This window comes from Halobacteriovorax sp. XZX-3 (assembly GCF_043196495.1).
Taxonomy (GTDB): Bacteria; Bdellovibrionota; Bacteriovoracia; order Bacteriovoracales; family Bacteriovoracaceae; genus Halobacteriovorax_A.
On record NZ_JBEBMO010000001.1, the window covers coordinates 226,064 to 239,277 of the forward strand.

Consider the following 13,214-nt stretch of genomic DNA (forward strand, 5'->3'; position numbering starts at 1 on the left):
GAAATATTTAGTAATTGATATAATTGTAAGTTAAGCTAAAATATTGAATATAAACATAAAAAGGATATTATCGATGATGAAGCAAATTCTAATTGCTTTCTACCTACTGGCCACATCAGCTGTAATTGCAAAACCTTATACTTCTAACTTTCTTGAGTTCGAACTACCAAATGGTTGGGAGTGTTCTATTGAGGGAAGTGAGTATGTTTGTCAGTCGACAAATGATAGAAGAAAGAAAGAGGCCATCATTATTTTCGCGGCCAAGCACCGTGGTAAACAAGATGACTTAATTCAATACAAGGCCTATTTAGAGCAGGCCAAAACATTTAAGCTACCTGGTGGAAAAACACAAATTTCAGAACCTTCATACACGAGAATGAAGAAGATTCAAGGTCAAGGTCATACTTGGGTTGATTCACTTCACTTATCAAGTGAGGTTCCTGGCTTTTATACTCGTTATCTTGCGACTGTAAAAGGAGAGTTAGGTGTAGCTGTAACGTTCTCAGTTGCAAAGGAACACTACCAAACTTATAAGCCAATTTTTGATAAGATCATTGAGACGATGCAGGTATTTTCTCGCATTAAGAATGATGCTGATGGGCTTAAGCTCGCTGGTAATAAAGGTGAAGCAGTTCCGGGTGCTTCAGGTGACTTCTTAGATAACGAAGCAGGTCTTAATGATATTGGCGTTGGTGGCCAAAGACAAAAAGGTAAAGGTGCCGGTGGTGATGATATGACTCTTTATCTGATCCTTGCGCTTGTTGTTGGTGCTGGAATCTTTATCGCTAAGAACCGCAAGAAGAAAGGTACTAAGAAAAAGAAAGGTAAGAAGAAAAAGAAATAAATTAAAAAAATAAAGCCTCTCTTATGAGAGGCTTTTTTTATTCTGAATCAAGACAAGCTTGAATCGCTTTATTGAATGATATATTTGTCGAAACACTTGTTCCAAGATTTGTTGTATTACTATAGTGATTGATTGAGCAGCCACCATGTGAGTGAACACCAACAATTTTTCCCGATTTTAGATTAATAATACTTGAGCCAGAATTACCACCAGTCGTATCAACCTTATGGCGAATTAGGCCAGTTCTTCCAATACTCTCTATATAACCGATGCCGTTTTGTTGAGCAAAAGATCTTTCTGCTTCAGTATCGACTCCGTAGCCAGTAATACTTATAAGTGATTTACTTGCTGCAACAGAGTAATCTAATTCATAAAAGCCTTGAACATCTCCAGCGTACTTTTGTGTCGTCTCATTTGGTAGTATTTTCATAACGGCCCAGTCATTTCCTGGTCCAGCATCACTAAGAGTAATTGAGCTTTGATCTACTTTATATGTGTCTTCTTTAGATGAGTAGTTTATGCCATTTTTGTCAGACTCAGGCGTATTGAATTCGATGATATTAAAGTACTTCTTGCAGTGACCTACTGATAGGGCGCAACTTTTTGAAATCATCGTAACTGTACAGGCATCAGTTGCAGTTTCATTACGAAGAGCTCTACCTACCTTGGGTTCATTTGAAGGAATTCGATCATCATTACCACATATTGATTTTTCTAAGGCAAATATTGAAGGCGTGATAAGTAATATAAAAATAGGTAATAATCTATTCATGGAAATCCTTGTTGCTGTGTGATGCGTTAATTTAAAGGATTTCTGAATTGTTATCAATGCTTAGTGTAGAGTTTATAGAGATAAAAAGGCCTCTGACTTAGCAGAGGCCTAATATTGTAGTCAATAGAATTAGTTTTCTTCATTCACTTGCTAGGCAGTTTTCAACGGCCGCTTTAAACTCTGCATGTAGTTGAAGAACAGTTCCAGCATTCGCATTTGATTCATCACTTCCGTAGCATCCACCGTGAGAGTGTACTCCAACGATTTCACCTGTTTCAAGGTTAAGTACGCTTGAGCCAGAGTTTCCACCCATTGTATCAACTCTGTGGTTTAAAATTGCAGCACGATGCTGTCCATAATAGTCACCACCGATTTCAGTTAATGGGCCAATATTATTTTGTTGAGCAAACTTTCTTTCAAATTCGTTATCGTTTCCATAACCTGTGATTGAAAGAATTGTCCCAACTGCAGGAATATCTTTAGCGATAGGGTAGAAGCCTTGTGCTTGACCCGGTAGTAGACCTGTCGTTCTATGAGGCTTGATTTTGAAAACGGCCCAGTCATCTCCTTGGCCATTGCTCTTATATTTAATAGTCGCTTTATCAGCTTCGTAAATATCTTTAGGGTCTGGGTGTGCAATTCCTCTTCTTGTTGAAGCAGGAGTGTTGAATTCAATAACATTGAATGTAGCAGCACAGTGACCTACTGAGATAGCACATGAGTTTGATACAAGTGTTACTGTACAACCTGCTTTATCTCTTGCTCTTTCAAGTGAGCGACCAACTTTTGGATCACTTGAAGGTACTCGATCATCCATTCCGCAAATTGTCTTATCCGTGGCAAAAATTGAAAATGGTAAAATCGCTAGTAGAAATATTTTTTTCACTCTTCTCTCCTTAGTTCGTGAAGAAATATATTAGGTCGTCAAAAAGTAAACGACAAATATGTATTTGAGATAGTAAGAAGTTGTTAGAAAGTTAAGATTTGAATATTTTTTTAAGAAGATTTGAATAAGTCTCTTTATTCATAAAGTGTATATTATGAGAAGTATCATCTATTATATAGCTATGAAATTTCACGTGATCAGATTGTGTGTAGGCGTTAGAGTATGCCTTGTACTTTGTGTCTAGAGCGCCGCAGAGGTAATGATATGTGATGCCTTGTGGTAATTCGTTAAGATCTCTTAAGTCCCTTTGCATAGCAACAGAAAGTTGTGGTGATACCTTAGACCAGGCTTGAGCGTACTTTACATATTCTTTCTCTTTGCGAGTAAGCATTTCATCTATGCCAAGACAATCGTTCATTCCTTTAAAGACGCCTTGATCATACCAATTTCGGAAGAATGTTTTTTCATTCTTTCCATCAAAAAGGCCAGAGTCATGTGCGAGACGTTTTTGTCTTTCTTCTTCATTTCCTAGAAATCCTGGAGCGCCGCTTTCATTTATAAAATTCTTAATATTAGTAAGATCTGCTAATTCATTGTCTCGAAGAATCTCGTTAAAGATTCGCCCGGACATCGAATATGTAATGAAATGTACATTCTTATCTCTATCAATTTTCTTAAGAGAAGAAATTAATTGTTGCTTAAATGTTTTAAGAGAATTTAATTTGTAATTCTTTCCGTGTCCCGGTAGGTCGAGATAGATAAGTAGGTAGTCCTTTGCCAGGCCATTTGTGGCCTCTTCTAGCTCTAGTGCATTTCCCATAAAACCGTGAGAAATGAAAATAAGATCACCATTAGGGTTTCCTTGAACGCTGATTGCAATTTCTTCATCAAATTTTAAAAAGAGTTTATTAGTGAGCTCTTTTATTTTTTCTCGATTTATTTTCACCGCCACTTGCACGTCTTTGAGGTCCATGGCCTTAAATAGTAGGTGTGGTCTCTCAAAAGAGATAAGCTCTCGCTCAATAGTCTCTTGCGCATCTTTTAATGAAATGTCATCGCAATAAGTAATGGCAATAAGATTTTCATACCTTTCGTTTTTTAAGGGTGACACATAAATATTCTTGAAGAATTTAGAAAGTTTCTCTTCAATGATTTCAGGATTTATATTCTCTGCAGCTTTTTGGAAAACGAAATCACTTCGCCCTTTGATTGTGTAATTACCGTCTTGATCAACTTCGATCAGGTCATTAGTATAATACTTCTGATTGAAGTCTTGGCCGTGTAGGTAGCCAAGAGCGATGCTCTTTCCCTCTAGAACACATTTAGCATCGATAATGCTAATTTTGCCATCCATGGGTTTGCCACATGTGCTTAGAAGTTTTTTGTCTCTTGTAAAGGGGGTTGCCAGAAACTGCGCACAAGACTCACTTGCCCCAAATGAGTTTGATAAATAAATCCCTTCTTGTGTTGCTTTATTTATCAATGCTGTTGCCACTTTTGATCCACCAAGAACGACACCCTTCATTTGACTCATTCTCGAAATCATTTGAGGATCATCGATTAATCTTGCTAGTTGAAGTTGAACCAGAGAGCAGATTGTAATTTGTGTATTGAGTATTAAATCATTTTCTAATTGTGCGGCGTTAACAATAGTAAGTGAACTGGCCGCAATAAGGCTGCGCCAAGCAATCATGATTCCACCGATGTGAAAAAGTGGAAGTGATAAGGCCCAGTTGTCATTAGGGGCTATATGATAATGTTCTACGGTTGCTTGTGCACTATTTAAAAGTGACTCAAGACTTAGTCTTACACCTTTTGGACGGCCCGTGGAGCCAGAGGTGTAAATGACACTTGCGCATGATTTCTCGTTAAGAATTCCCTCAAGCTTTGCATTTATTAAACTATCGAGATCATAGTCTTTGGGTGAAGCTTCTAATCTTCTTGCATCAACTAGGATTGGAGTTATTCCATGCTCGATTAAGCGAAAGTATTCAATGAGGAAGCAAATATTATTGTCTGGACGCCAGGATAAAACTTTGTAGCTTAAGTTTTTACCATCGGCCTTTGATGCTTCGTCTAGTTCTTGTATTTGAGATTTTAATTCTTCATAGCTAAGAACACACTTACCATCTTGATAGATAAATGGCCCCGAGGCATTAGCAATGAGTTTTGATATAAAACCAATTTTATTCATAACTTCGCATTAGACCAACAACAACACCTGCGATTCGAAAGTCATTTTCTGCTGTGATGACAAAAGGTGAGAGGCGATCATTTGCAGGATGCAACTCAACTGAGTTTTTCTTCTTAAAGAAGTTTTTAACTGTGGCCTCATTATCAACAAGAGCGATGACTGTTTGGCCTTGGTTAGCATTTTCTTGCGCACGACAAACGAGAATATCTCCCTCGTGAATACCGTCGTTAATCATGGAGTCACCTTGTACATTTAGTGCAAAGTATCTTCCTGGCCTTGAGACCATATGACTTGGTACGAGAGTGTGCTCACTTGGGTTTTCGATGGCCTCAATTGGATTTCCTGCTGCAACATCACCAAGAAGGGGAATCTCGCTAAATTGTGGACTCATATTTGTTAAGGACGCTAGTTGTTGATCAACATTAGATGTTGTTTGCTCCACATCCAGTAACTTAATTCCACGACGAGCATTCCAGTCAACTTCGATTTTTCCGGCCTCTTGCAAATAGTGCATATATTTATTTACGGAACCGAATGACTTAAGGCCAAAATGCTCTTTAATTTCTTTTTGCGTAGGAGCATAGCCCTCGGCCAGGTAGTAATTCTTTATATAGAGATAAACTTGGTTTTGTTTCTTTGTTAATGCCATAACAATATGTTATGCGTAAGATATGCGTAAGTCAACATAAGTTTTGTTCACATACTTTGTGAATATTTTTCACGGTTTTTGTGAAAAAAACTTACAATCAAAAATCATCTCTTTCTTGAATTGACGTAGGGCCTTGAAATAGCTACTTATAGGTCATCAAATTAAAGGGAGGGTCCATGAAATCGTTTACAAGTTTAAGTCGTTTGGCAGTTATCGCTACATTACTATTTAGTACGAATGCATTCTCTCTAGATGCTAGAGCGCTGAATAAAGCGAAGTTTGAAAAGCTCGATGCAAGAGATCAAGAACAGTATCTTGAGATTGTTGATCGTGAAGTAACTGAAGTTTATCCTCGTTATGGACTTGTTTATAACAAGTTAACAAATGAGAAGAGTGGCGCAGGACTTGGTGAAGTCTTTATGACAGTTGATAAGATTTTGGCCCTTGGGCAAAAGATTTGGAAGATTGTCGATGCAGGAAAACCTGTTAGTAGCACAAAGTTTACAAAACCAATCAGTATCATCCCAAATATGGAAGATGTTAATGGAACATTCTCTTCAATGTCTCACTGGAGAGCTCCAATTGTTCGCTCATTCAAAGTTGCTTACCGCAATGGATTTGGCTCTGAGGTTATCTCATTCGTTTATACAGTTGTATTTCAATACGGTGGAAAGTTTGAAGGCAAGGGATCTTATATTACTGGCCTTTTTGTAAGTGCAAGTAACGTAAGTGTTTCTTGGGGATTTAACTTCTCAGCTTCAAGTGAGATTATGTCAATTGCAAATCAGGGAAGCATGGATTCACCAGTTGCTTCAGCAGTAGTTAATATTAACTACAAGGCATCATCAGTTTTGAAATCGATTGATGAAACAGATATCTTCTACGTAAATGGAGATGGCCTACTACAAAGAATGAATTAAGAATTAAAATAGAAAAGGCTTCCGATGGAAGCCTTTTTTTATAGTTTGTTTGCCTCTTTTAAAGCATCTGTTAGCATTGATTTGAAACGATCCAGCCTTTCTTCTTGCTGGTTCTTATACTTCTTAGAAGATGCCCTTTCCGCGCTTAAATCACGCCCTTCAATCGCTGGTGCAATAATTTCTTTAATTATATATTCTCGAGCACGAGCACCAGTTCTTGTTTTAGTAATTTTATACCATTTGAAATCTTTCTTATCGATAATATTTAGGAGGTCTCCTGCGTTTATCGTAAACTCTCTAAAGAAACCTCTTAGGCCACGTGAGCGATTTCTCATGCGATTAAGCTCAGTTTGAACAAGAGCATACGAGAGTTGATCGCCAAATGATCCATCTTTCGTATCACTTGTAAGTGCTTGAGCAAGTAATTTTCTAAGATTAGTATCCTCTGCAATATTATCAATTGCACCTTCTTCAACTTTTTTAAGAATATATTCTTTAAGCTTGCGCCCTTGTGGTGTTCTCATAATATCTGTTAGCAGACGATTATTTGTAATATCTTCAATCTTTTCGATAACAAGATTATCTGGCCCATTATAAGAAGCTAGCTCTTTTTTAAAGACTTCATTTAAATTCATTCCCAATTGTGAAGTGATGAGGTTTTCAAGCAGTTCACTTTCCATGAGGGCCTGGGTATTTTGTGCTGTTGAAGACGAAGGATTATCAAGGCCATGCCTTTGCATTGCAATTGTTGTGTTGTGAATTGCCTGATCGCAGATAGCAGTATTATTTTCGCATGAATACTTAAGTGTAGATCCTACTAGTTCAAGAGTTGAAATAAGTTGTGCATTCGGCATTCCCTCAGAAGATGAAGAATCTTGTTTGTGACCAGTTTCTTGAGCTTTTGCAGGAATGGTGAGGAGGATATCCATGACCTTTCCTAGTTGCTCTGGGTTTTGTCTTCCGTAGACTTGAATAAAACGATTCTTAACTTCATCTTTTGCTTGTGCTTCAAGTTTAGTAACACAAGAGTTCATATTTTGAGTGGCCTCTTCTAGATCAGGGTTTCTTGGCCCATCAATACAACGTTCAAATTCGCGGTATGCTTGTGATTTTGTGAAGTCCTGTAATGTTGCATTTGGATTTGCAAACTTATTAAGATCAGAAAGGAGAGTCTTAGCAATTGATTTGGCGATATTTCCAATTTCACTGCTAAGGCAATCTTTTGCGTTATCCTGTGCTTTTATATCATCACTTACCGAGTCAAGACACTTCATTAAATTTCTTGAAGATGTTTGAGTTAGAGATGCTACTTTGTTTGGTTCGTTGCTAAAAAGTGGTGCAATCGTTTCTTTTATAATCTTTGGAGCAAGTGAACGGTAAGCATCCTTAACAGTCACTGACATACAAACACTCGCTGCCGTTGTTGCGTTTATTTCACTGTTTCTTTCTTTATCTGCAAGTGTCTTATCAAGACAATTGTTAAGTTGGGTGCTGATTTTCTCTTTTGCTGCTTCAAATTCTGCTTTTGTAAATTTCGACTTAAAATCCTCTAGAGTCTTTTCAATTGCTCCAGGAGCAACTCTTTTAATAAGTAGAGGAGTTAGGGTGTCGACGTTGCTATCAAGATTATCAGGAGTACTATTACTTATGTGATTCTCGATAAATCTATTGAGGGAATTAACCTCGTTTGTTGGTAAGTTAAACTCTTTTACTTGAGCATGTGCCATTTCTTTTGCAATTAAACCAATGACACTCCTTTGGGTTTTAAATGTACAGGCCGAAATAATATTGTTCATTTCATCTTGATATGAGCCTAATGATGTGTGTTTTGAAAGATCGCTTTCTAGGCAACCTTTCATTGTATTCTTTACTCTTGATAGCTCTTGCTCTGATATTGCCGCTTCAACTACTGTGTCAGCAATACCTTTGTCACTTGTTGCTTTATAAATACTATCTTTTAGAATTGATCCTGAAAGGGAAGTGATGGCCCCTGTTAAGCACTGGTTAATAAGATTTTCATCAATGTTTTTTGTCAGGTCTCGATATATTTCTCTTTTTGCTCGTTCAATACAAATTTCATAATCTCCAATAATTCTTTGAGAAAGACGAACTCTTTGGGCCTCGTCGATATTAAGAGCATCAAATTGTTTATCAAACTCAAGTGCTAAAATTGACTTTGCAGCTTGTGCTGTTGCCATGGCCGTAATAAATGCTGAACACTCATTTCCGTCAGTTGTATTCTTTGCATTCATACAGGCCGGTAGATGCTTCGTTTTAATTTCTTCAATTAAAAGATTTTTTTCATTTTGAGATAGGCTTTCAGATATCTTTGGATTAGTTAAGATTGCAATTTCTACTACATCGTAAGTTGCACTCATCTTAAGACTATCAATACATTCACCAATTGTTTTTGTGAATTGTTCGGTACTCATTTTAGCAAGCACAAGATATTCTTGTGGTGTTTGACTCTTTTCATTAACAATAGGTGCATAACGACAGTTATTTGACTTTCTTAGTATATCTCCAACAATAGCGTTGTTTTGTGATTTCCCTGTGTAGCCTTTAATTGCATCATTAACACGTCCAGCACGAGTACGATGATAACTTTCTAGGATTCCTGTATAGACACAACCTTTAACGACTGATGTTGTGTCGATGATCTTTTCAAACTTATTAAAGTTTTCACTCACACACTTCATATATGCGTTTGTTGACTTTGATTTAAGTGTCAGTATACCATCTTCTGGTGTGAAATTAAGGCCAATTTGTTTTTCTAATTCTTTCTCACCTATAGCTAGTGCAATATTATTTGTGAATATATTTGAACATTCGATGACTTGATCTTTTCTGACGGCCTTATTAAGACACTTATCTAAGTCTTTAAGGTAAGGTGTAACAAAGGCCATCTTTTCTTGTTCACTAGAAAAAGTCTTCATGTCATCAAGTAGTAAATTGACAACTTCTTTTGAGTAAGCACTTGCTAGCTCCCTTATTTTATCGAAATTACCAATATCCTTCTTGTTAACATCATCAAATATTTCTTTAATTCTTGCCTCTGTTAAGTTTTCAGAAATTGCACCAATATTCTTAAATGTTGTATACAGAAATTCTTCTTTATCAAATGGGTTAATGCTTCCAAAGAAGTTAAAGACGCCAATAGCACCTCTTTCAATGACTCCCATTGTTTTGTCTCCAAAGTCAGGGGATTCCATATTTGAGTAGCTAAGTCTTGCTGTAAGTGACTTACGATGACACTCTTTTTCAAGATCACGAAATTCATTTGTAAGCTCTTGCCTTTCTTTTGCAATAGAAGTTTTTTCGTATCCATTTAGCTTAGAGATGATTTCGTTTAATTGATCATTTAATTCAATGGCAGGAGTAATAAGGTTTGCAATACACTCTGCTGCATTATTACAAACGATAACTGCCGATTCTTCACTATAAGTTGTGTCCTCGAGAGTAGCTAAAAAATCAGACTCAAGCTCATACTGTTCTTTCAGTTTATTCATAGGGATAAACTGTCCATCACTAGAGATTATCCCAGCAAGGATCTCTTCTTGATTCGTTAGATTTTGGCAAATAATAGGTGAAGCGCTATATGACTTCGAAAGTTTAAGCTTTTTAATATCACTTATAAGATGTGTTGATCTTACATCAACTTCTTTTGATGCTGCTTTAATTTTACAATTAGAAAGATTTTCGTCGCTATGATGCTTTGTTGGAAAGTAGGCGATGGGTGTGTCTAGCTTTAGGGTTTTATGAGCAGCATCTCTTTGATTGTATCTGACAGCGGGAATTCGATAGCTAATGCTATCGTTATGACAAGATACATAATAGCGAGTTAATTGTAGGGCCCTTGGGTTAGATGTACGTGTACAACTTTGTTCATATACTATCGTATTTCGATCGAGGATAGTTGCACTACATATCGGAGTTGCACTTTGTGCATCTGATTTAATATTGCCACGTTTTAAAACACAGGCCGACAGATCGTCTGAAGCATAGACTTGAAAGGTCGTAGATATAAATATGAATAAAATAACAATAAAACGATACATTTCATTGATCTTTTCGGAATGTTTAGATTAATACTTGAGGGAAATGTTGAGGTATTAAAAAAGACTTGGGCCAGAGATTGAGTCTAAGTAGCTGATAATCCCTTTTGCTGAGTATTTTGCATAGAGGTGATGAAACCAATCATCTAAAACAAGAGAGGCTTCAGTAGTGTTCGTAAGAAAGCCGGCCTCTAAGAGAATAGAAGGTCTTTTTGATAATGCTAGTACATAGAAAAGGCCCGGTTTTAGGCCTCGGTCTTTCATCTTATAATTCTTTGTTAGAAGCTTTCCTAATTCATCGTGAACTTTAGTCCCAAGCTTTTTAGATTCTGGTGCAACACGCTCAACGACAAGATCAGTTAGAATATTGTTGATGATGACCTGTTTTCCTTCAAGATCTCGGTTTTCTACCGCTTCAATTTTTGCGATCGCAGCATCTTGGTGATTGTTTAAGTAGTATGTTTCAAAGCCACTTGAGCTATTGTCTTCGGCCGCATTTAAGTGGATTGAAATAAAAATATCGGCCTTAATAATGTCGGCCATATCTGCTCTTTTTTGTAGAGAGACTGTTTTATCAATTGTTCTTGTTAAATAAGCGCGGTGCCTCTTTGTTTCATTGATATACTTTTTCAATTTAACAGCAATTTTTAGTGTGACATCTTTTTCACAAACAACGTTTAGCTTCTTTTTTCTCCACACTTTTGCCTTGGCCCCACAGTCTTCACCGCCATGACCAGGGTCAATCAGTACAGTCGCTGCAAACGTCTGTGATACGAATAAGATGGAACAAATAAGAAGTAAGTTTTTAATCATGTATAGTTATTATATGGATATCCCTCTAGCAGTGCAAATGGATTTTATAAAGCTTATGAATCTTTTGATCATGAAAGTCCTCAGGGATGCTCCATCTTGTCATATCCTTGACTTCAAAGCTCTGTTGTACTTGCTCACTAAGTTTAAAGCTACGTAAGTTATTTGAAAAATAGAGGACGCCACTATCTTCAAGAAGTTTTGAACAGTGCTCAATTAAAAGCTCGTGGTCTTTTTGCACATCAAATACAACATCCATTTTTTTAGATTTTGACATTGATGGTGGATCAAGGATGATGACATCGTATTTCTTGTCCTGCTTTAAAGCTTCATCTTTTAGGTATTTTAAAACATCTTCTCTAATAAAAGTATGTTTATTGATATCTAATTCATTAAGTTTAAAGTTTTCTTTTGCCCAATCAAGATACGTATTAGACATATCAACACTTGTTACAGTTGCTCCAGCATATGCACTTGCAACAGATAAGCTTCCTGTATAGCAAAAAAGATTTAATACTTTTTTATTTTGAAAATCTTCTTTTGCTAATAATTGCCTTAGTGGCCTATGATCGAGAAAGAGGCCTGTATCAATATACTTATTTAAAACTAGTTTAAATTTTAAATTACCTTCTTGAGAAATAAGGGGAGTTTCACCTTTAGATTTTTCATATTGAAAATCCTGTCCTTGTACCTTTCTTTCTTTTATGAAAATGGCATCATCGTTAAGTTCAGTGTGTTCCTTAATGGCCTCAACCAATAGGGGAAGATGGTTCTTATCAGCGTCAATCTTATCAATGCTTCTTTTATAAATAACACAGTAATTGGCGTGAATATCAACAATGAAAGGAAAGTCAGGAATGTCTCTGTCATAGAGGCGAAATGAATCAATATTATTTCTCTTGGCCCATTTCTTTTTATGTCGATAAAGTTTTTTGATGCGCCCATTGATTGCACTCATGATTTTTCCTTCTGTAAATTCAAGCAGCTGATATCACAAAGATTATGCTTAAATTTTAATATTTTGCAAGTACCTGACTAAAGTATGCAACTAAGGTTTCCGTTAAGTAAGACGATATTACGAAAGCTTATCAATTTTAACATATATACAATTGATTCACATTCTATTTCGTGAGGAGAGTTTAATGAAATTTATGGGTAGAAGTATGCTTGCGCTGTATGCGTTTGTAGCAATTTCTGGAAGTACTTATGCAAGTATCTTTACTTTTGGCGAGCTTTTATTGAAGCCGGTCTCAATCAAATCTAAAATTGTGAAAGAAGGGGTCTCTGGCGCTTCTGTTACAAGCCTCAAAGATTCGATTAATAATAGTGTCGCTTCGCTTTCGCATGGACATGCAAGTTTGAGTGATGCCCTTGTTGAGCTAAGGCCAAATACGACAAAAGAAGATGCTGCAAAAATAGGTCGTATTCTAGCTGCATTAAAAATGAATCACGATACCGTAACAGGGCAAGAGTTTAAGGATATTGTAAATGATCTTGCTTATATTGCATCTGTTTATGGTGAAGACTCTAGTAAGATTTTAAATTGTTCATATTGTAAATCGGATCAATTAGCTAGTCTTGGATTCAAGTCAAATATTACTGTTGTTGCTGATCCAGTTTTAAAAAAACAAGTTTCACGACTTCCAAAAAGTTCTACATCTATTTCTCGCTACATTAGCAAGATGTCTCGAAAGGGCAATGCTAAAGATGTCACTCGTTACCTCGATGCAGGTGAGCGTAAGACTCTAGCGTTATTCTTAAGTTTTAATGATCGTGGAGCAAAGAAAGAATACAAGCAGTTCTATGATGCTGTTTCAAAATACAATGCTGACAAGGCCGGAAATGTAACTCTTGCTGGACCTACTGCAAAGGCATCTTTCTGGAAAATTATTGATGGTAAGTTTTCGCCACAAAGAGCAGCGAAATTAGCTAAGGCCATTAATGAAGCAGCTAAGAAGCCAGTTTCTAAAAGAGAAGATGAGTTTTATAAGCAACTTTATAAAGTTAGCGATAAGACTCCTGAAACAGCAAATAGTATTGAAGAGCTAAAAGCTAAAAAGTGTTTTTTCAAATAATTAAATAAA

General features: G+C 36.5%; 10 protein-coding genes. 3 read left to right on the forward strand and 7 right to left on the reverse strand.

Translation table 11 applies throughout. From position 1 onward, the window contains the following. The first annotated feature begins 73 nt into the window (after positions 1–73). A complete protein-coding gene (locus tag ABMA70_RS01080) occupies positions 74–844 on the forward strand; it encodes a hypothetical protein (protein ID WP_103217151.1) in 771 nt (256 codons plus the stop codon). Positions 845–881: 37 nt separating this feature from the next. Here the strand turns inward: ABMA70_RS01080 and ABMA70_RS01085 are convergent, their stop codons facing one another. From ABMA70_RS01085 to lexA, 4 genes are all read right to left on the reverse strand, one after another. Next, entirely contained in the window at positions 882–1,616 is a 735-nt protein-coding gene (locus tag ABMA70_RS01085) for a serine protease (RefSeq protein ID WP_103217152.1), read from the reverse strand. 139 nt (positions 1,617–1,755) lie between these two features. Next, a complete protein-coding gene (locus ABMA70_RS01090; RefSeq protein WP_103217153.1) occupies positions 1,756–2,502 on the reverse strand; it encodes a serine protease in 747 nt (248 codons plus the stop codon). 91 nt (positions 2,503–2,593) lie between these two features. Beyond that, on the reverse strand, positions 2,594–4,696 hold the full coding sequence (locus ABMA70_RS01095) for an AMP-binding protein (protein WP_392992064.1): 2,103 nt from the start codon (positions 4,694–4,696) through the stop codon (positions 2,594–2,596). Then, positions 4,689–5,345 (reverse strand): transcriptional repressor LexA, encoded by a 657-nt coding sequence (gene lexA / locus ABMA70_RS01100; protein ID WP_103217155.1) that lies wholly within the window; start codon positions 5,343–5,345, stop codon positions 4,689–4,691. Before lexA ends, ABMA70_RS01095 begins: the two co-directional genes overlap by 8 nt. Before the next feature lie 176 nt (positions 5,346–5,521). On the opposite strand from lexA, the gene ABMA70_RS01105 reads away from it, so the two are divergent. Further along, positions 5,522–6,265, forward strand: coding sequence for a hypothetical protein (locus ABMA70_RS01105; protein WP_103217156.1), 744 nt, complete (start codon positions 5,522–5,524; stop codon positions 6,263–6,265). 38 nt (positions 6,266–6,303) lie between these two features. Here the strand turns inward: ABMA70_RS01105 and ABMA70_RS01110 are convergent, their stop codons facing one another. From ABMA70_RS01110 to ABMA70_RS01120, 3 genes are read right to left on the reverse strand one after another with little or no spacing between them, the layout of a single operon-like run. Beyond that, positions 6,304–10,323 carry a hypothetical protein gene (locus tag ABMA70_RS01110; protein ID WP_392992062.1) on the reverse strand — a complete coding sequence of 1,340 codons (4,020 nt, stop codon included), beginning with the start codon at positions 10,321–10,323 and terminating at the stop codon, positions 6,304–6,306. A gap of 54 nt (positions 10,324–10,377) precedes the next feature. After that, positions 10,378–11,133 (reverse strand): N-acetylmuramoyl-L-alanine amidase, encoded by a 756-nt coding sequence (locus tag ABMA70_RS01115; RefSeq protein ID WP_392992060.1) that lies wholly within the window; start codon positions 11,131–11,133, stop codon positions 10,378–10,380. Between the two features lie 25 nt (positions 11,134–11,158). Beyond that, positions 11,159–12,088 carry a class I SAM-dependent methyltransferase gene (locus ABMA70_RS01120; protein ID WP_103217159.1) on the reverse strand — a complete coding sequence of 310 codons (930 nt, stop codon included), beginning with the start codon at positions 12,086–12,088 and terminating at the stop codon, positions 11,159–11,161. Positions 12,089–12,272: 184 nt separating this feature from the next. Here ABMA70_RS01120 and ABMA70_RS01125 point away from each other — a divergent pair, with 184 nt between their 5' ends. After that, entirely contained in the window at positions 12,273–13,205 is a 933-nt protein-coding gene (locus ABMA70_RS01125; protein ID WP_103217160.1) for a hypothetical protein, read from the forward strand. Positions 13,206–13,214 lie beyond the last annotated feature (9 nt).

What these genes read in the sequence shown, in the direction of transcription:
- ABMA70_RS01080 (WP_103217151.1), top strand. Translation starts at nt 74, where the DNA reads ATGATGAAGCAAATTCTAATTGCTTTCTACCTACTGGCCACATCAGCT.
- ABMA70_RS01085 (WP_103217152.1), bottom strand. Translation starts at nt 1,616, where the DNA reads ATGAATAGATTATTACCTATTTTTATATTACTTATCACGCCTTCAATA.
- ABMA70_RS01095 (WP_392992064.1), bottom strand. Translation starts at nt 4,696, where the DNA reads ATGAATAAAATTGGTTTTATATCAAAACTCATTGCTAATGCCTCGGGG.
- lexA (WP_103217155.1), bottom strand. Translation starts at nt 5,345, where the DNA reads ATGGCATTAACAAAGAAACAAAACCAAGTTTATCTCTATATAAAGAAT.
- ABMA70_RS01105 (WP_103217156.1), top strand. Translation starts at nt 5,522, where the DNA reads ATGAAATCGTTTACAAGTTTAAGTCGTTTGGCAGTTATCGCTACATTA.
- ABMA70_RS01110 (WP_392992062.1), bottom strand. Translation starts at nt 10,323, where the DNA reads ATGTATCGTTTTATTGTTATTTTATTCATATTTATATCTACGACCTTT.
- ABMA70_RS01115 (WP_392992060.1), bottom strand. Translation starts at nt 11,133, where the DNA reads ATGATTAAAAACTTACTTCTTATTTGTTCCATCTTATTCGTATCACAG.
- ABMA70_RS01120 (WP_103217159.1), bottom strand. Translation starts at nt 12,088, where the DNA reads ATGAGTGCAATCAATGGGCGCATCAAAAAACTTTATCGACATAAAAAG.
- ABMA70_RS01125 (WP_103217160.1), top strand. Translation starts at nt 12,273, where the DNA reads ATGAAATTTATGGGTAGAAGTATGCTTGCGCTGTATGCGTTTGTAGCA.